This is a genomic window from Streptomyces sp. NPDC051243, assembly GCF_044455405.1.
Lineage (GTDB): Bacteria > Actinomycetota > Actinomycetes > Streptomycetales > Streptomycetaceae > Streptomyces.
In genome coordinates, this window is record NZ_JBITES010000002.1 from 171,888 (window position 1) to 189,508 (window position 17,621).

Sequence of the window (17,621 nt, forward strand, 5' to 3'; positions counted from 1 at the left end):
CGGTTGCCGGGAGTCCGGACGGTCCGTCCGGCCGGTCCGTCCGGCTGGTCACTCCGGCCGCCGGGTCCGGTGCGGTTGCCTCACTCCGGCCGGTCCAGCTCCAGCACCCCCACCGTCTCCCCCTCGCTGGTCTCGCCGTTGGGGCGGAAGCCGAGGCCGAGGTAGAAGTTCTCGGGGCCGTTCGGGCCGGGGTGCCAGGTGACGTACAGCCGGCTGCCGCCCCGGCGGCGGATCTCCGCGGCGACCGACTCGACCGCGAACCGGCCGTATCCCCGGCCCTGTTCGTCGGCGGCGATGTTCAGGCGCCACAGTCCCGAGCGGAACAGGGTGCCGTCGCCGCGCCAGTCGATGTCGAAGAAGGCCATCAGGAAGCCGACCGGGCGCTCGCCGTCGACGATCAGGCGGGGCCAGGCGACACCGGCCGGATGGACGTATGCCTCGGCCAAGGACTGCATCACGGGGGAGACCGCGAATTCCTGATCGGGGCGTACCCGTATGCCGGTGGCCGCCTCGAAGTTCGCGGGTGTGATTTCCTCGAGGCGGAGCAATGAAGTGGTCGACGTCATCCGGGCACGGTATGGCGGATGATCATTTACCCGCCATGGAATTATCTGTCGGCCCCGTCCGTCGAGTTCATCCCAACTGCCGGTAACGGCCCCGGAAATACGTCAGCGGGCCGCCCTCCGCGCCCGGCAGTGACGCCGACAGGACGCGGCCGATCACCAGGGTGTGGTCGCCGGCGGTCACCCGCTGCTCGGTGCGGCACTCCAGGGTGGCCAGCGCGCCGCCCACCAGCGGAGCGCCGGACTCCCTGCCGCGGACGTACGGGATGTCGGCGAACAGCAGGCGGTCGCTGACGCGGCCCTTCATGGCGAAGCGGCCGGCGATCTGGCGCTGGCTCTCGGAGAGCACCGAGACGGCCCACAGGGGCTGTTCGGCGAGCAGGTCGTCCATGCGGGAGCCCTCGCGCAGGCTGACCAGCACCAGCGGCGGGTCCAAAGACACCGACATGAACGCGGTCGCGGTCATGCCGACGTCCTCGCCGGCCGGAGCGTGCGGGTCGTCCGGGTCCAGCGGCGGCTCCAGCGCGGTCACCAGGACCACTCCGGCGGCCAGCCGCGACATGGCGGCACGGAACTCGTCGTTGCTCACTCCCTCAGCATGCCCGGAGCCGCTCCGGGAGGCGGGGAGGACGGCGGTCACGGGCGGCGCGAGGGGCGGGGAAGTGTTCGGCACGCCGAAGACGCTAATCTCACACCCGCGCTCCTCACATCGGGCCTTCGCCCGAGAACGGACCTAGGACCGCGGACGGACCGGCGGCCGGTGGTGGAGCGACCTTTCGTCGGCATCTCCACAGACGCACAAAGTCTGTGTTCAGTAAACGCACAGGAAAAACGCAGAAACACCGCTCAATTGTTCACGTTTACCTGTGACTTGAGTCACAAGGGCCATTAATTGTTGACCCTGTGTACCGAGTGGGCAGCGCGCTGTGATTCAGTGGCGGGGAACTAGCAAGGGACGTTACGCCGAAGTAGAACCCTTGATTCGCTGCGAGGTCTCGGGGGGAGGGCGAGCATGGAGACCGAGTCGGAGCCGTATGTCCGTCTTGCGACCCTGCGACAGCTGCACCAGGTCATGGCGGACATGAACAAGGCCCGCAGCCTGGCGGACACGCTGCAGGCCGTGGCCGACGGCGTCGTCACCGGCCTCGGCTACGAGCTCGCGTGCGTCAACCTCGTGCGCCCCGACGGCGACCTCGTCGTCGCCGCCTTCTCCGGCAACCCCGCGGCCGAGGCCCTCATCACCGGCCGCGTCGGCTCCCGTGAGTCGTGGGAGCGCCGGCTGAGCATGGGCGAGCACTGGGGCGACCTGGTCTTCATCCCGCACACCGAGGGCTGGGTCCTCGACGACGACGACGTCCCGCAGTGGTACACCGACGGCCCCGCGCCCCGCTTCGAGGACGAGTGGCACCCCTCCGACCGCCTCTTCGCGCCGATGTACACGCCCGGCGTGCAGGGCGGCGCCTGCGGCGAGCTGATCGGGGTCCTGTCCGTGGACCGGCCGCGCAACGGCCGGCTGCCGGGCGCCTGGGGCCGCGAGGCGCTCCAGATGTACGCGTTCCAGGCCGCCATCGCCATCAGCAACGCACGTCTACGCGCGAATATGCAGCGGGCCCTGGTCAGGCTGGAGCGCGACCAGCAGGCCCTGCGGGCCAGTGAGGAAAGCTTCAGGCAGGCCTTCGAGTACGCCCCTTCCGGCATGGCCATCGCCGAGATGGGCGGCGACCAGCACGGCCGGATCCTGCGCACCAACGACGCCCTGTGCCGTCTGCTCGGCCGCCCCGCCTCGGCGATGCGCCGCTACTCCTTCTCCGACCTCGTCCACCCCGAGGACATCGGCACGCTGCTGCGGACGTCCGCCGAGGGCGGCCGCGCGGAGCTCAGGCTGGGCCGTCGCGACGGCACGTACGTCTGGGTCTCACTGCGCAACTCCGTCGTCGCCGACGCCGCCGACGGCCCCCGCTTCCTGCTCACCCACGTCGAGGACATCGAGGACCGCAAGCGCCGCGAGCTCCAGCTCGCCCACCGCGCCTCCCACGACTCGCTCACCGGCCTGCCGAACTCCGCCGAGCTGCGCTCCCGCCTCTCCGCCCGGCTGTGCGAGCGCCCCACCCTCCCGCAAGCCCTCGACTCCGCTCGGGGCGGGGGGATCCCCATGGGTGCCCTGGAGTCCACGGACGCGGCCTACGGTCACCCCGCCGTCTACGACGCCAACGGCCACGGCTTCGACTTCCGGCCGGCCACGACCGCGTTCGACGGCTACGACCACCATGTCCACACCGTCGCCCCGCCGGCCGAGGGCGAGCGTGACGACGGCACCAAGGGGCTCGCGGTGCTCTTCTGCGACCTCGACGGCTTCAAGTCGATCAACGACCGGTTCGGGCACAACGCGGGTGACGCGGTTCTCATCGAGGTCGCCAGGCGCCTCTCCCGCGGGGTCCGCGACGGCGACACCGTCGCCCGGCTCGGCGGCGACGAGTTCGTGATCCTCGCCGACGGACTCGGCCGGGCCGACGCCCAGGACCTCGCCGTACGTCTGCGCAACGAGATCATCCAGCCGATCCGGGCCGAGGGGCGGGCGGTCCGTGTCGGCGCCAGCTTCGGCATCGGGTGGGCACACTGCGGCATGACCGCGGACGAAGTGTTGAAGTCCGCTGACGAGCGGATGTACGTAGAGAAACGATCTCGTCCCAAACAACACAGACGCGCGGGATGAATCCCAGGTCAGCGAGCTGATGCGGTCTGAGTCACCCGTTTGGGCCAGCAGGAGCGGGTAGGCTCGCCATTCTGACCGTCCTATCGCAACGCCCGCACCTGGTGAGGAGTACCAAGGGATGACGTCCGGCAACAACGGCGCCAGCACGCCCGAGGACGACGACCCGTTCGGCTACCTCTACGCCGACGGGCAGGCCAACGGCGCCCAGCCCCCGTCCGGTGGCTACGGCTACCCGAACTCGGTCAACCGGGTGCGAGCGGTCGGGCAGCGCCAGTACGGCCAGCAGCAGGCGGCGGCGCCCCACGGCCAGATGCCGCAGCAGCAGGGCGCGTACGGCCAGCCGAACGCGCACTACGCCGCCCCGGAGACGTTTCCCGGCGGGGCACCGACGGCCCAGCAGCAGTCGGCGTACAGCGGCGGCAGCGGCTCCGGTGCCGGGCGTGGCGGCGGTCCCAACACCAAGGGGCTGCTGATCGGGGCGATCGCCGTGGTCGCGGCCGTCGTCATCGGCATCAGCGTGGCGATCCTGGGCGGCGACGACGACCCGGGTGACAAGACCGACGACGCCGGGGCGACGCCGACGCAGTCCCAGCAGAGCACCACGCCGAGCCCGTCGAACAGCAACAGCGCGGCCGCCGAGGACGACCTGCCGACCATCGACGCCAAGGCTCTCGCCCTCGGCGGCACCGCCGCCCTCGCGTCCGACATCAAGGGCGCCCAGGCGGACGGCGGCGTCTACGTGAACGGGTTCAACGCGGTCGGCTCCTCGGTCACCTGGACGGTCAGCGACATCCCGAAGTCCGGCAAGTACACCGTCTTCGTCGGCTACAGCGTTCCGGGCAAGGACCAGAACGCCACGCTCACGGTCAATGACACGCCCTCCGATTCGCCGGTCGACCTGAAGAACTGGGCGAACGGGCCCGAGGGCGACTACGAGAAGGGCTGGACGAAGACCTACAACTGGATCCAGCTCAACAAGGGCACGAACACGATCAAGCTGTCCTGCGAGCAGGGCAACCAGTGCGACGCCCTCCTCGACCAGATGTGGCTGGTCAAGGGCTGGTACAAGTCGTAGCCGTCAGGCGGCGGTGACCTCGGCGGTCACCGCCACCCGCTTCAGCAACTCCTCGTAGGCCACCCGGTCGAACTCCCCGGCCACCGGCGCCACGACGCTCGCCGCGCTCAGGGCCGCCGCGCGGGCCAGCCGGTCCGGCCACGGCAGCCGTTCCGCCAGGCCCGACAGCAGACCCGCGACCGCCGCGTCGCCCGCGCCCGTCGGATTGCCGCGCAGGCGGGCGGGCGGGGTGGCGCGCCAGCGGCCCTCGGGGGCCAGGGCGAGCAGGCCCGCCTCGCCGAGGGAGGCGACGACCGCTCGGGCGCCGCGCCTGCGCGCGTCCTGCGTGGCACGCGACGGCTCGTGGGAGCCGGTCAGCTCGGCCAGTTCCTCGGCGTTGGGCTTGATGATGTCCGGCCGGGCGGCGACACCCCGGCGCAGTGCCTCTCCGCTGGTGTCCAGCAGTACGGGCACGTCGGCGGCCTTCGCGGCCCGGACCAGACCGGCGTACGCCCCCACCGGCACCCCCGGCGGCAGGCTGCCGCACAGCGCCACCGCGGACGCCGACGCGAGGAGGTCCACGTACGCCTCCTGGAAGGCGGACCACTCGGCGGCGCTGATCGTCGGGCCGGGTTCGTTGAGCTGGGTCGTGTCGCCGGTGTGCTCGTCGACGACGGCGATGGTGCGCCGGGTCGGTCCGCTGACCGGGACCAGCGCGTCCACCACGCCCGGCGTGTCGGTGAGCCGGTCCTGCACCACGCGTCCCGTCGCGCCGCCCGTGAAGCCCGTGACCGTCACCTCGTGGCCGAGGGCCGCCAGCACCCGGGCCACGTTCAGGCCCTTGCCGCCGGGGCGTTCGGTCACCTCGGAGACGCGGTGGGACGCGTGGGGTCGTAGCGCCGGTACCCGGTAGGTGATGTCGAGAGCGGTGTTCAGCGTGACCGTGAGGATCACCTGGGCCGACCTCCCCCGAAGTTCGGAATGTGTTCGCCGTCTGTCTGCCGGACGTGCCGCCCGGAGGCCTTGATCATGCCAAACGGGCGGCGGCCGTCCCAGTCTCGCAGGACAACCACCGCCCTCAACAGCCGGACAGATCACCCCAGTTGGGGCTCAACCACCCATTCGCCACGGCGCATCACGCCCTTGAGGTCGAAGTCGGCGTCCAGGATCACCAGGTCGGCGTCCTTGCCGGGCTCCAGGGAGCCGATGCGGTCGTAGCGGCCGAGCAGCCTGGCGGGGTTGGCGGACAGGGCCGCCACGGCGTCCTCGACGGGCAGCCGGTCGATGGTCACCGCCCGCTTGAAGGCGCGGTCGAGGGTGAGGGTGGACCCCGCGATCGAGCCGCCCTCCACCAGGCGTGCCACACCGTCGGCGACCTCGACCTCCAGCGGGCCGAGCATGTAGTGGCCGTCGCCGAAGCCGGCCGCGTCCATCGCGTCCGTGATGAACGCGACCCGGTCCGCGCCCGCGTGACGGAAGGCCAGCTGCAGGGCGGCCGGGTGCAGGTGCGTGCCGTCGTTGATCAGCTCGACGGTGATGCGCTCGTCCTCCAGCAGGGCCGCGATCGGGCCCGGCTCGCGGTGGCCGAGCGGCGGCATCGCGTTGAACAGGTGCGTGGCCACCGTCGCGCCCGCGTCGATCGCCTCCACCGTCTGCTCGTACGTCGCGTCCGTGTGCCCGATCGCCGCGATGACGCCGTGATCGGCCAGGAGGCGTACGGAGTCGATGCCGCCCGGCAGTTCGGTGGCGAGGGTGACCATCGTCGCGTGGCCGCGCGCGGCGTCGATCAGCTTGCGGACCTCCGCCGGGTCCGGGTCGCGCAGCAGCTCCTCGGAGTGCGCGCCCTTGCGGCACGGGGAGATGAACGGGCCCTCGAAGTGGATGCCGGCGATGTCGCCCTGCTCGGCGAACTCGGAGAGGAGGCCGGCCCGCTGGGCCAGGAAGTCCATGTCGCCGGTGACGGTGGAGGCGACGAGGGTGGTGGTGCCGTGCAGGCGGTGGGTGTGGATGCCGGTGACTACGTCGTCCGGCGTGCCTGACGTGAACGAGGCTCCGCCGCCGCCGTGGTTGTGGATGTCTACGAAGCCGGGGACTACGTAGTGGCCGGTGAGGTCGAGGCGGTGGGCGTTCTCCGGGGCTGTGCCGGCGATTCGGGTGCCGTCGATGATTACTTGGGCGTCTTTGACGGTTCCTGTGGGCATGACCGCGTTGGCGCCGGACAGGATCAGGGGCGCTTTGTCCGTTGCGGGCTGCGGGTTCGTTGTGGCTGGTCGCGCAGTTCCCCGCGCCCCTAGGTGGGCTGGCATCAGGGAGATACCTCCGTAACGTCGGTTTGGTCGAGGAGATCCCAGGCCAGTAGGCCGGCACCCAAGCATCCCGCCGTGTCGCCCAGGGCCGCGGGGACAATGGACGGCAGCTTCTGGAACGTGACCCGCTGCCGGACCGCGTTCCGCAGTGGTGTGAACAACGTTTCCCCCGCCTCGGCCAGGCCGCCACCGATGATCAGTGTGCGGGGGTCCAGCAGGGTGAGGGCGGTGACCAGGCCGTCGGCCAGGGCGTGCACGGCCTCCTGCCAGATTCGTACGGCGTTCGGATCGCCGGACGCGACGGCCTTGGCGCAGTCGGCGGCGTCCGCCTCGGGGTCCCCGCAGGCGGCGGCCCATGCCTCGGTCACCGCCGCCGCGGAGGCGAACCGCTCCAGGCAGCCGCGCTGTCCGCACGGACAGGGAGCGCCCCCGGGCCGTACGACGATATGGCCGATCTCGCCCGCGAAGCCGTGCGCGCCCGCCTCCACCCGGCCGTCGATGCCGATGGCGCCGGCGATGCCGGTGCCGAGCGGGACGAAGAGGAAGCGGTCGGCGCCCCGGCCCGCGCCGATCCGGCCCTCGGCGAGACCGCCGGTGCGTACGTCGTGGCCGAGGGCGACGGGGACGCCGCCGAGCCGTTCGGTGAGCAGCTCGCGCAGGGGTACGTCGCGCCAGCCGAGGTTGGCCGCGTAGGCGGCGATGCCCCGCTCCTCGTCGACGATGCCGGGGACGGCGACGCCGACGGCGGCCGCGGGCTCGCCGAAGTGCTGTTCGCCGTATGCGCGCAGCTCGGCGGCGAAGTCGAGGATGCCCTCGACGACCGCGTCCGGACCGCGCTCGCGGCCGGTCGGGCGGCGGGCCTGGTGGAGCAGGGCGCCGCTCGCCCCGGCCAGGGCGGCCTTCATCCCGGTGCCGCCCACATCGAGGGCGATGACATGTCTCACGGGGAACAGTGTGTCTTGCGCACCCGCGAGAGGTCTAGTCCACTTACGTGGTGTAGACCTTACGGAGGCAATATGTATGACGTTTCGAAAGCTTTCGAACGTGGGTGTGAGGCGGGTTTGCGTGCAGCGGCGTAGGCGTACGGGACGTACGTGGCGTACCGGAACGATCGCGGCGGTGTCCGCGCTGGGACTGACAGCGGTTCTCGGCGGCTGCGGGGTGACCGGCGGCTCGGACGAGGTGACGCTGAAGCTGGTCGCCGCGGACTACGGGGACAGCGAGGCGAACAGCTCCCAGAAGTACTGGGACAAGCTCGTCAAGGCGTACGAGGCCGAGCACCCCGGCGTCTCGATCGATGTCTCCGTGTACTCCTGGAACGACGTCGACGCCAAGGTCAAGTCGATGGTCGACGCCGGGGAGGCGCCGGACATGGCGCAGATCGGCGCGTACGCCGACTACGCGGCCAAGGATCTCCTCTACCCGGCCGACGACCTGCTCTCCATCCCCGTCCAGGCCGACCTCGTCTCGCAGCTCGCGGACGCGGGGCAGGTGGACAGCGTGCAGTACGGCATCCCCTTCGCCTCCTCCACGCGGCTGCTCTTCTACAACAAGACCCTCTTCGAGAAGGCCGGCCTCACCCCGCCGACCACCTGGAAGGAACTGGCCGCCGACGCCGTGGCCCTCAAGGCGCAGGGCGTGAAATACCCGTACGCGCTGCCGCTGGGGCCCGAGGAGGCGCAGGCCGAGACGATGCAGTGGCTGCTCAGCGGCGGGGGCGGCTACACCGACACCAACCTCGGCACGTACAGCATCGACTCCACGGAGAACGTCGCCACCTTCAACTGGCTCAAGAGCAACCTGGTCGGCAAGGGGCTCACGGGTCCGGTGGCGCCCGGCGAGCTCAACCGGGCCGACGCGTTCGCCGCCTTCGCGGCCGGGGACGTCGGCATGCTCAACGGCCATCCCTCGCTGATGCAGATGGCCGCGAAGAAGGGCGTGAAGTTCGGCATGGTGCCGATGCCCGGCATCGAGGGGCCGACCAAGATGTCCATGGGCGTGGCCGACTGGATGATGGCCTTCAAGCAGAACGGGCATGCCGAGCAGGTGGGCGAGTTCCTGAACTTCGTCTACGACGAGCAGAACGTCCTGGAGTTCTCCCGGGAGTACGACCTGCTTCCCGTCACCAACTCCGCCTCCACGGTGATGACCGCGGCCAAGCAGGACGCCGATCTCAAGCCCTTCCTGGAGGAACTCCCGCTCTCCGAGCTCTACCCGGTCGGCCGGACCTCCTGGGCCGCGGTCAGCGCGGAGGTCAAGCAGCGCATCGGCGGGACGGTCTCGTCCGGCAGCAGCCCGTCGCTGGTCCTGGGGCAACTGCAGTCGACGGCGACTCGGGCTGAGAGCGCGGAGTAGTCGCCGGTTGTCAGTGGTCGGGGCTGCCGGTTGTCAGTGGCGGGGGCTACGGTGCGACACATGGACCAGGACCAGCCGGAGGCCGCCGCCCTTGCCGACCGCGAGCGGGACATCCTCGCCCTGGAACGCCGGGGCTTTCCGGGCCCCGGCGCCAAGGAGCGCGCGATACGCGAGGAACTCGGCCTGGCCCCCGTCCGCTACTACCAGCTCCTGAACGCCCTGCTGGACGACTCGCGGGCCCTGGCCCACGACCCGGTGACGGTGAACCGGCTGCGGCGGGTGCGGGAGGCGCGGCGGGCGGAGAGATGAGAGAGGGGTACGCCGGGTGCTCCCTGGATAGGGTCGGCGTATGGGCAGTCACAAGGATCAGAACGATCTGACCGACTCGGACTCGATCGATTCCGTCAATCCCGTGGACCCCCTGCCGGTCCCCTCGACCCGGCCGGGCCGCGACGGGCTGGCCGCCATCCTCGCCCGTCCGGCGCGGGCGCTGGTCGCGCTCGACTTCGACGGGACGCTCGCGCCGATCGTGCCGGACCCGGAGAAGGCCCGGGCCCACCCCGACGCCTTGCCGGCGCTCGCCGCGCTCGCCCCGAAGGTCGCCGCCGTCGCGGTGATCACCGGGCGCCCGGCCGACGTCGCCGTGCGGTACGGCGGTTTCGCCGGGGTCCCGGGGCTGGAGCACCTCGTGGTGCTCGGGCACTACGGCGCCGAGCGCTGGGACGCCGTCAGCGGTGAGGTGACCGCGCCCGACCCCCACCCCGGCGTCGCGGCCGTCCGCGCCGAACTGCCGGGCGTCCTCGAGGGGAGCGGGGCCGCGCAGGGCACCTGGATCGAGGACAAGGGACACGCCCTGGCCGTGCACACCCGCCGCGCGGCCGACCCGCAGGGTACCTTCGACGCCCTCCGCGCCCCCCTCACCGACCTCGCCGCCCGCAACGGCCTCATCGTCGAACCGGGCCGCATGGTCCTCGAACTGCGCCCACCCGGCATGGACAAGGGCGTGGCCCTGAGCGAGTACGTCCGTGAACTCGGCGCCGAGTCCGTCCTCTACGCCGGCGACGACCTCGGCGACCTCCCCGCCTACGCCGCCGTCGACGGACTCCGCTCCGAAGGCACCCCCGGCCTCCTGGTCTGCAGCGGCAGCGAGGAGGTCACCGAGCTGTCGGAGCGGGCGGACGTCGTGGTCGACGGGCCGCAGGGGGTCGTACGGCTGCTGCGGGCGATCGCGGATCAGGCGGGCTGACCCGCCGTCCCCTCCTCCAGTGCGTGCAGCTGGTCCAGGAACCACTGGGCCGGCGGCAGGGCGGTCGCGGCCGCTGTCAGTCGCTTCGTGCGTTCGGCCCGTTCCTCCGGGCGCATCGACAACGCCTCGTGCAGCGCCCGTGCGGTGTCCACGACGTCGTACGGGTTCACTTCGATCGCGTCCTCGCGCAGTTCCTCGAACGCCCCCGCCTCCCGCGACAGCACCAGCGCGCACCCCGCGTCGGAGACGACCGGCACCTCCTTCGCGACCAGGTTCATGCCGTCCCGGATGGGGTTGACCAGCGCCACGTCCGCCAGCCGGTACGCCGCCAGCGACCGTGCGAAGTCGTCCTTGACGTGGAGTACGACCGGGGTCCAACCCGGGGTGCCGTAGCGGGAGTTGATCTCCTCCGCCAGCCGCTGGACCTCCGCCGTGTACTCCCGGTAGACCGCCAGGTCCTGCCGTGAGGGGTACGCGAACGCCACGTGCACCACCCGCTCGCGCCACTCGGGGTGGTCGTCGAGCAGCTGCCGGTACGCCAGCAGGCCGCGCACGATGTTCTTGGACAGCTCGGTCCGGTCGACCCGCACGATCGTCTTGCGGGCCCTGCCGTCCGGGGCCGAGCCGATCTCCTCCCGCAGCGCCGCCATGCGCTCGGCCACGTCGGACTCGTGCGACCTGGCCCGCAGGAACTCCGCGTCCGCGCCCAGCCCGTGCACGCCGATCCAGGTCTTGCGCAGGGGCGGACGTCCGGTCGGCGTGTGCTCGATCCAGCGCGGCTTGCTCGGGACCGGGACCATCGGGACGATCCGCTCGCCGTCCACGGCGCCCGCGCAGTTCATGAAGGCGTACGCCCACCGCCAGGTCAGGAACCCCAGCCGGTCCGCGCCGAGCATTCCCCACACCAACTGCGCGCGGATGTCGTCCGGCAGCATCCGGAAGTACTCCGGCGGCGCCCACGGCGTGTGCGAGAAGTGGCCGATCCGGACGTCCGGCCGCAGCTCCCGGAGCATGCCCGGCACCAGGCACAGGTGATAGTCCTGCACCAGCACCGCCGCCCCCGGCGCCGCCCGCTCGGCCAGCGCCTGCGCGAACGCGCGGTTGTATGTCTCGTACGACGCCCACCGGCGCCGGAACTCCGCGTCGAAGACCGGCTCCAGCGGCGTCTGGTACAGCATGTGGTGGACGAACCAGAGCACCGAGTTGGCGATGCCGTTGTAGGCGTCGGAGTGCACCTCGGCCGGGATGTCCAGCATCAGCACGCCGTCCTCGCCGACCCCGCGCCGAACCGCCTCGCGGTCCCCGTCCGACAGCGCCGAGCACACCCACAGGGCACCCGCGTCCGGCCCGATCGCCGACAGCCCGGAGACGACTCCGCCGCCGCCTCTCCTCGAGTGCAGCGAGCCGTCCTCGCGCACCTCGTACGAGACCGGGCCGCGGTTCGACGCGACCAGCACCCTGGCAGCACCGTGCGCATCCTGCGCATCCTGCGTGGAAGCCATACGCCACAACCTAGCCCGGCCCGGAACCGCTCAAACGTGCGGTTCACCTCTCTGGCAGGGGCCGTATACGACCTCCGGAATCTTCAGGCCACCTTGCGGGAGGCGTACTCCGCGATCTCCACCATCGGCGGCCGCTCCTCGGTGTCCACGGAGTACGTACGCGGCTCGAACCCGTCCTCGCCCCGCTCGAACTGGGTGAGGGAGGGGCGGACCAGGTGACCGCGGGCGAGCCTGAGCTGTGCGGTGCGGTAGATCGCGGCCGACATCCGGCCGAGCGCCTGCCCGTCCTGGTGCCGGTGCTTGCGCACGCCCACGTCCACCTGGGCCAGCGCGTCCAGACCCACCAGGTGCAGCGCGTCGATCAGCATGCCCAGCTCGACGCCGTACCCGACGGGGAACGGGAGCTGTTCCAGCAGGCTGCGGCGGGCCGCGTACTCACCGCCGAGCGGCTGCACGAAACCGGCCAGCTGCGGCCAGTGCATGTTCAGCAGCGGGCGGGCCATGAGCTCGGTGACGCGCCCGCCCTGGCCGGCCGCACCCCTGAGCGGGCGGTCGTACATGCCCTTGACCAGGTCGATCCCGGGGTCGGTCAGCAGCGGGCCGACGATGCCGGAGACGAAGTCGGAGGAGAACTCCTTCAGATCGGCGTCGATGAAACAGACGATGTCCCCGCTCGTGACCAGCAGGGAGCGCCACAGGACCTCGCCCTTGCCGGGCACGGCCGGGATGTGGGGCAGGATCTCGTCCCGGTGCACCACGGTCGCGCCCGCGGCGGCGGCCACCTCGGAGGTGCGGTCGGTGGATCCCGAGTCGACGACGACGATCTCGTCGACGAGCGGAACCTGGTGCATGAGGTCGTGACGGATGATCGCGACGATCTCGCCGACCGTCTCCTCCTCGTTGAGCGCGGGCAGCACGACGGAGACCGACTGACCCGTACGCTGTTTGGCGGCCAGGAGCTGGTGCAGCGGGCGATCGGTCACGGACCAGGAGCGGGTGCTCAGCCAGCGCTCGACTTCTTCCAGCACAGTCTGCGGCTCCTCACTGTTCGTGATCACATCTGCTAACCGTGTGATCCATCTCGCGGTTCGGACGACTATCTCAACTGTCCTGGCCTTCGGTTACAGTCTTGAACAACGCGGATGACCATCGCATGTCCGGGGTCAACCGGTGTTAACAACCACATACAGCTCATCCAGAGGGGCAGAGGGAAACGGCCCGATGAAGCCCCGGCAACCCTCCAGCCGGTCTCGTAGATCAGTGTTGATCGTCGTCGATCAGCGTTGATCGTCTCCGCGAGGCTCCCGGCTAGGGAAGGTGCCAAATCCGTCTCACGGCGAGATGCGTCGTGAGGAAGATGAGGAGAAAGGGCCTCGCCTCACATGGCTGTGCAGACTGTTGCAAGCACCACCGATTCCACCGTAGACCTCGGTCCCGCCGCGGCGCTGTCCTGCCGCGAGTGCGGTCACCGGGTGCCGCTCGGCCCGGTCTTCGCGTGCGAGGAGTGTTTCGGCCCGCTGGAGATCGCTTACGACTTCTCGGCCTACGACGCCGAGGAGCTCCGCAAGCGGATCGAGGCGGGACCCGCGAACATCTGGCGTTACGCCGCCCTGCTGCCCGTCCCCGCCGACGTGGCCACCAAGCCGAACCTCAACCCCGGCTGGACCAAGCTCGTCAAGGCCGACAACCTCGCCCGTGAGCTGGGTGTGACCGGCGGTCTGTATGTGAAGGACGACTCCGGCAACCCGACGCACTCCTTCAAGGACCGCGTCGTCGCCCAGGCCCTGGAGGCCGCCCGCGCCTTCGGCTTCACCACCCTCTCCTGCTCCTCCACCGGCAACCTGGCCGGGGCGGTGGGCGCCGCGGCGGCCCGCGCCGGCTTCCGCTCCTGCGTGTTCATCCCGCACGACCTGGAGCAGGGCAAGGTCGTCATGGCCGCGGTCTACGGCGGCGAGCTCGTCGGCATCGAGGGCAACTACGACGACGTGAACCGCTTCTGCTCCGAGCTGATCGGCGACCCGGCCGGCGAGGGCTGGGGCTTCGTCAACGTCAACCTGCGGCCGTACTACGCGGAGGGCTCCAAGACCCTGGCGTACGAGATCTGCGAGCAGCTCGGCTGGCAGATCCCGGACCAGCTGGTCGTGCCCATCGCGTCCGGTTCGCAGCTGACGAAGATCGACAAGGGTCTGCAGGAGCTGATCAAGCTCGGTCTCGTCGAGGACAAGCCGTACAAGATCTTCGGCGCGCAGGCCGAGGGCTGCTCGCCGGTGTCCACCGCCTTCAAGGCCGGCCACGACGTCGTACGGCCCCAGAAGCCGAACACCATCGCCAAGTCGCTGGCGATCGGCAACCCGGCGGATGGTCCGTATGTGCTCGACATCGCTCGGCGGACGGGCGGTTTCGTGGAGGATGTGACGGACGAGCAGGTCGTGGACGCGATCAAGATCCTGGCCCGGACCGAGGGCATCTTCGCGGAGACCGCCGGTGGGGTGACGGTGGGTGTGACGCGCAAGCTGATCGAGAACGGTGTCCTCGACCCGACGAAGACGACGGTTGTCCTCAACACGGGCGATGGTCTCAAGACGCTGGATGCTGTGGCCGGTACTGGCCTGACTGCGACCATTCGTCCCAACCTGGACTCGTTCCGCGAGGCGGGTCTCGTCTAGGGGCCTGTCCCACTGATTTCGTCTGCGGGCCGGTGGGGGCTGGTCGCGCCCACGCGGCGGTAGCCGCACATCCAACACAGCCCCGCGCCCCTCAGGGCGATTAGCTGACCGGAGGTCACAACGTGAGCGTCAACGTCCGCATCCCCACCATCCTGCGCACCTACACGGGTGGCCAGGCCGAAGTGACCGCCGAAGGCGGGACGCTCGCCGAGGTCATCGCCGACCTGGAGAAGAACCACACCGGGATCGCCGCCCGGGTGCTGGACGACCAGGGCAAGCTGCGGCGGTTCGTCAATGTGTACGTCAATGACGACGACGTCCGTTTCGAGCAGGGGTTGGAGACGGCGACGCCGGACGGTGCGGGTGTCTCCATCATTCCCGCCGTCGCCGGTGGCTGACACTGACCCGACTCTGACCGAATGACCGATCATTACCATCGGTAACACCGGTTACTAAGAGTTCATCGAATTGCCCCCTCCGTGAGAGAAGCGGAGGGGGCAATTCTGTGTGGTTGAGCGAGGTACAGTTGGGGAACGCGTCGCCGATCCACGGGTCGGCAGCCTTGATAAGCCTTTGATTTCTGCCGCACGCCCGACAAGAAGTAGCCAAAGTGTGCGGGTTTCTTGCGGCTTTTGTTCCTTTTGTCAGGTCCGACTTGACCTGAAGTCAGGGGAATTGTCCCCACATTCCCGACCGGTCGTGCCCGGATTTCTCGTCCGATTGACCTGTTGCAGACGGCAGTTGGGCAGATACATTCAGCCGCGGTCGACGCGTTCCGGCGCACGCCCCCGACCGATGGGGGGTGAGGTCTGACCCGGATCCGCGAAGTGTGGATCTGTGCAAGGGCCAGTAATAGGGGAGTTAGGCATGGCTCAGGGCACCGTCAAGTGGTTCAACGCGGAGAAGGGGTACGGCTTCATCGCGGTCGACGGTGGTGCGGATGTTTTCGTCCACTACAGCGCGATCCAGATGGACGGCTACCGCACCCTGGAGGAAGGTCAGCGGGTCGATTTCGAGATCTCGCAGGGCCAGAAGGGGCCGCAGGCGGACATGGTCCGTCTGGCGACCAGCTGAAGCACGCGTCGACTAACAGCAGCGACGTTCTTCTTCGAAGGACCCGCACCCTCGGGGTGCGGGTCCTTCGCCATGTCCAGGCCCTGCTCGGGTCGTGCCCGGACCCTGCCCGGCCCCTGCCCGGCCCCTGCTCGGACCCCGTTCGCGCCGGGCTGAGCGCCCCGCCCGATCCCCGAGGTCCGCTTGCCCCCGCCCGTCACCCGACCATCACCCCTCAACGAGCGCTCGCTTCGCGAGCGCGCCTTGCACTCTCCTGGGTCGAGTGCTAATCATTGGCGTTAGCACTCTGAAGGTGAGAGTGACAAAGAAGGACCGGGTCGGTGAGGCCCGCAGGCCGGGTGGGGCAAGGAACCACGAGGCAGGCGAGCCGTCCGTCGCGGGCGCGGGCGCGGTCCGAAGGAATCACCCCCAGTCCTGGAGGGACCACTTCACATGGCCAAGATCATCGCGTTCGACGAGGAGGCGCGGCGCGGCCTCGAGCGCGGCATGAACCAGCTCGCGGACGCCGTGAAGGTGACGCTCGGCCCCAAGGGTCGCAACGTCGTCCTCGAGAAGAAGTGGGGCGCCCCCACGATCACCAACGATGGTGTCTCCATCGCCAAGGAGATCGAGCTCGAGGACCCGTACGAGAAGATCGGCGCCGAGCTGGTCAAGGAAGTCGCCAAGAAGACGGACGACGTCGCCGGTGACGGTACGACCACCGCGACCGTGCTCGCCCAGGCCCTGGTCAAGGAAGGCCTGCGCAACGTAGCCGCCGGCGCCAACCCGATGGCCCTCAAGCGCGGTATCGAGAAGGCCGTCGAGGCCGTCTCCGCCGCCCTGCTCGAGCAGGCCAAGGACGTCGAGACCAAGGAGCAGATCGCCTCCACCGCCTCGATCTCCGCCGCCGACACCCAGATCGGTGAGCTCATCGCCGAGGCGATGGACAAGGTCGGCAAGGAAGGCGTCATCACCGTCGAGGAGTCCCAGACCTTCGGTCTGGAGCTGGAGCTCACCGAGGGTATGCGCTTCGACAAGGGCTACATCTCGGCGTACTTCGCCACCGACATGGAGCGTATGGAGGCCGTCCTCGACGACCCGTACATCCTGATCGCCAACTCCAAGATCTCCTCGGTCAAGGACCTGCTCCCGCTCCTGGAGAAGGTCATGCAGTCGGGCAAGCCGCTGCTGATCATCGCCGAGGACGTCGAGGGCGAGGCCCTGTCGACCCTGGTCGTCAACAAGATCCGCGGCACCTTCAAGTCCGTCGCCGTCAAGGCCCCGGGCTTCGGCGACCGCCGCAAGGCCATGCTCAACGACATCGCCATCCTCACCGGCGGCGAGGTCATCTCCGAGGAGGTCGGTCTCAAGCTCGAGAACACCTCCCTGGACCTCCTGGGCAAGGCCCGCAAGGTCGTCATCACCAAGGACGAGACCACCATCGTCGACGGCTCCGGTTCCTCGGAGCAGGTCGCGGGCCGCGTGAACCAGATCCGCGCCGAGATCGAGAACAGCGACTCGGACTACGACCGCGAGAAGCTGCAGGAGCGCCTGGCGAAGCTCGCCGGTGGCGTCGCCGTCATCAAGGCCGGTGCCGCGACCGAGGTCGAGCTCAAGGAGCGCAAGCACCGCATCGAGGACGCCGTGCGCAACGCCAAGGCGGCCGTCGAGGAGGGCATCGTCGCCGGTGGTGGCGTGGCCCTGCTGCAGGCCTCCGGTGTCTTCGAGAAGCTGGAGCTGGAGGGCGACGAGGCCACCGGTGCCGCCGCCGTCAAGCTGGCGCTCGAGGCCCCGCTGAAGCAGATCGCCGTCAACGCCGGCCTCGAGGGCGGCGTCGTGGTGGAGAAGGTCCGCAACCTCACCCCGGGTCACGGCCTGAACGCCGCGACCGGTGAGTACGTCGACCTGGTCGCCGAGGGCATCATCGACCCGGCGAAGGTGACGCGTTCCGCGCTGCAGAACGCCGCGTCGATCGCCGCGCTGTTCCTCACCACCGAGGCCGTCATCGCCGACAAGCCGGAGAAGGCCGCTGCGCCTGCCGGTGGCGGTATGCCGGGCGGTGACATGGACTTCTGATCGGCGTCGGGGGCTTCGGCCTCCGGTTGATCAACGTCCTTGCCGAGGGCGGTACTTCCTGTTGCGACATTCGCGACAGGGGGTGCC

Annotated in this window: 16 protein-coding genes and 1 riboswitch; of the genes, 9 read left to right on the top strand and 7 right to left on the bottom strand. The window is 69.9% G+C overall.

Annotated elements, in window-relative coordinates; all coding sequences use genetic code 11:
• Positions 1 to 80: 80 nt before the first annotated feature.
• Both ACIBAG_RS04650 and ACIBAG_RS04655 read right to left on the bottom strand, forming a co-directional pair.
• The gene (locus ACIBAG_RS04650; protein WP_399100932.1) at positions 81 to 566 is read right to left on the bottom strand and encodes a GNAT family N-acetyltransferase; all 486 of its coding nucleotides are present in this window, start codon (positions 564 to 566) and stop codon (positions 81 to 83) included.
• 67 nt (positions 567 to 633) lie between these two features.
• Entirely contained in the window at positions 634 to 1,236 is a 603-nt protein-coding gene (locus ACIBAG_RS04655; RefSeq protein ID WP_399100935.1) for a flavin reductase family protein, read from the bottom strand.
• Between the two features lie 339 nt (positions 1,237 to 1,575).
• Between ACIBAG_RS04655 and cdgB the strand changes: the two genes are divergently transcribed.
• Both cdgB and ACIBAG_RS04665 read left to right on the top strand, forming a co-directional pair.
• Positions 1,576 to 3,276 carry a diguanylate cyclase CdgB gene (gene cdgB, locus ACIBAG_RS04660; RefSeq protein WP_399100937.1) on the top strand — a complete coding sequence of 567 codons (1,701 nt, stop codon included), beginning with the start codon at positions 1,576 to 1,578 and terminating at the stop codon, positions 3,274 to 3,276.
• 118 nt (positions 3,277 to 3,394) lie between these two features.
• A complete protein-coding gene (locus ACIBAG_RS04665) occupies positions 3,395 to 4,351 on the top strand; it encodes a carbohydrate-binding protein (protein ID WP_399100939.1) in 957 nt (318 codons plus the stop codon).
• 3 nt (positions 4,352 to 4,354) lie between these two features.
• On the opposite strand, the gene ACIBAG_RS04670 is transcribed toward ACIBAG_RS04665, so the two are convergent.
• The 3 genes from ACIBAG_RS04670 to ACIBAG_RS04680 form a co-directional block, all read right to left on the bottom strand.
• A complete protein-coding gene (locus ACIBAG_RS04670) occupies positions 4,355 to 5,284 on the bottom strand; it encodes a 1-phosphofructokinase family hexose kinase (RefSeq protein ID WP_399100940.1) in 930 nt (309 codons plus the stop codon).
• Positions 5,285 to 5,424: 140 nt separating this feature from the next.
• Positions 5,425 to 6,531 carry an N-acetylglucosamine-6-phosphate deacetylase gene (nagA, locus tag ACIBAG_RS04675; RefSeq protein WP_399100942.1) on the bottom strand — a complete coding sequence of 369 codons (1,107 nt, stop codon included), beginning with the start codon at positions 6,529 to 6,531 and terminating at the stop codon, positions 5,425 to 5,427.
• A gap of 104 nt (positions 6,532 to 6,635) precedes the next feature.
• On the bottom strand, positions 6,636 to 7,580 hold the full coding sequence (locus ACIBAG_RS04680) for an ROK family protein (protein ID WP_399100944.1): 945 nt from the start codon (positions 7,578 to 7,580) through the stop codon (positions 6,636 to 6,638).
• Between the two features lie 175 nt (positions 7,581 to 7,755).
• Here ACIBAG_RS04680 and ACIBAG_RS04685 point away from each other — a divergent pair, with 175 nt between their 5' ends.
• Genes ACIBAG_RS04685 through otsB form a run of 3 tightly spaced genes read left to right on the top strand, consistent with a single transcriptional unit; the run spans position 7,756 to position 10,237 of the window.
• A complete protein-coding gene (locus tag ACIBAG_RS04685; protein WP_399100946.1) occupies positions 7,756 to 8,991 on the top strand; it encodes an ABC transporter substrate-binding protein in 1,236 nt (411 codons plus the stop codon).
• Positions 8,992 to 9,051: 60 nt separating this feature from the next.
• Positions 9,052 to 9,300, top strand: coding sequence for a DUF3263 domain-containing protein (locus tag ACIBAG_RS04690; RefSeq protein WP_399100948.1), 249 nt, complete (start codon positions 9,052 to 9,054; stop codon positions 9,298 to 9,300).
• A 40-nt stretch (positions 9,301 to 9,340) separates the two neighbouring features.
• On the top strand, positions 9,341 to 10,237 hold the full coding sequence (otsB, locus tag ACIBAG_RS04695; protein WP_399100950.1) for a trehalose-phosphatase: 897 nt from the start codon (positions 9,341 to 9,343) through the stop codon (positions 10,235 to 10,237).
• On the opposite strand, the gene ACIBAG_RS04700 is transcribed toward otsB, so the two are convergent.
• Positions 10,225 to 11,739 carry a trehalose-6-phosphate synthase gene (locus ACIBAG_RS04700; RefSeq protein WP_399100952.1) on the bottom strand — a complete coding sequence of 505 codons (1,515 nt, stop codon included), beginning with the start codon at positions 11,737 to 11,739 and terminating at the stop codon, positions 10,225 to 10,227. The two genes, otsB and ACIBAG_RS04700, sit on opposite strands and share 13 nt — an antisense overlap.
• 83 nt (positions 11,740 to 11,822) lie before the next feature.
• Positions 11,823 to 12,767: a glucosyl-3-phosphoglycerate synthase gene (locus ACIBAG_RS04705; protein WP_399101934.1), complete on the bottom strand. Its 945-nt coding sequence runs from the start codon at positions 12,765 to 12,767 to the stop codon at positions 11,823 to 11,825.
• Positions 12,768 to 12,927: 160 nt separating this feature from the next.
• A riboswitch (SAM riboswitch) is annotated at positions 12,928 to 13,103 on the top strand.
• 18 nt (positions 13,104 to 13,121) lie between these two features.
• Here ACIBAG_RS04705 and thrC point away from each other — a divergent pair.
• From thrC to groL, 4 genes are all read left to right on the top strand, one after another.
• The gene (thrC, locus tag ACIBAG_RS04710) at positions 13,122 to 14,405 is read left to right on the top strand and encodes a threonine synthase (RefSeq protein ID WP_399100954.1); all 1,284 of its coding nucleotides are present in this window, start codon (positions 13,122 to 13,124) and stop codon (positions 14,403 to 14,405) included.
• Between the two features lie 122 nt (positions 14,406 to 14,527).
• Entirely contained in the window at positions 14,528 to 14,803 is a 276-nt protein-coding gene (locus ACIBAG_RS04715; RefSeq protein WP_189186171.1) for a MoaD/ThiS family protein, read from the top strand.
• A gap of 469 nt (positions 14,804 to 15,272) precedes the next feature.
• Positions 15,273 to 15,479, top strand: coding sequence for a cold-shock protein (locus tag ACIBAG_RS04720; protein ID WP_019057200.1), 207 nt, complete (start codon positions 15,273 to 15,275; stop codon positions 15,477 to 15,479).
• A 432-nt stretch (positions 15,480 to 15,911) separates the two neighbouring features.
• Complete coding sequence (gene groL / locus ACIBAG_RS04725; RefSeq protein WP_126393097.1) at positions 15,912 to 17,534, top strand: chaperonin GroEL; 1,623 nt, start codon at positions 15,912 to 15,914, stop codon at positions 17,532 to 17,534.
• Positions 17,535 to 17,621: the final 87 nt, after the last annotated feature.

What these genes read in the sequence shown, in the direction of transcription:
- ACIBAG_RS04650 (WP_399100932.1), bottom strand. Translation starts at nt 566, where the DNA reads ATGACGTCGACCACTTCATTGCTCCGCCTCGAGGAAATCACACCCGCG.
- cdgB (WP_399100937.1), top strand. Translation starts at nt 1,576, where the DNA reads ATGGAGACCGAGTCGGAGCCGTATGTCCGTCTTGCGACCCTGCGACAG.
- ACIBAG_RS04665 (WP_399100939.1), top strand. Translation starts at nt 3,395, where the DNA reads ATGACGTCCGGCAACAACGGCGCCAGCACGCCCGAGGACGACGACCCG.
- nagA (WP_399100942.1), bottom strand. Translation starts at nt 6,531, where the DNA reads ATGCCCACAGGAACCGTCAAAGACGCCCAAGTAATCATCGACGGCACC.
- ACIBAG_RS04690 (WP_399100948.1), top strand. Translation starts at nt 9,052, where the DNA reads ATGGACCAGGACCAGCCGGAGGCCGCCGCCCTTGCCGACCGCGAGCGG.
- otsB (WP_399100950.1), top strand. Translation starts at nt 9,341, where the DNA reads ATGGGCAGTCACAAGGATCAGAACGATCTGACCGACTCGGACTCGATC.
- ACIBAG_RS04700 (WP_399100952.1), bottom strand. Translation starts at nt 11,739, where the DNA reads ATGGCTTCCACGCAGGATGCGCAGGATGCGCACGGTGCTGCCAGGGTG.
- thrC (WP_399100954.1), top strand. Translation starts at nt 13,122, where the DNA reads ATGGCTGTGCAGACTGTTGCAAGCACCACCGATTCCACCGTAGACCTC.
- ACIBAG_RS04720 (WP_019057200.1), top strand. Translation starts at nt 15,273, where the DNA reads ATGGCTCAGGGCACCGTCAAGTGGTTCAACGCGGAGAAGGGGTACGGC.
- groL (WP_126393097.1), top strand. Translation starts at nt 15,912, where the DNA reads ATGGCCAAGATCATCGCGTTCGACGAGGAGGCGCGGCGCGGCCTCGAG.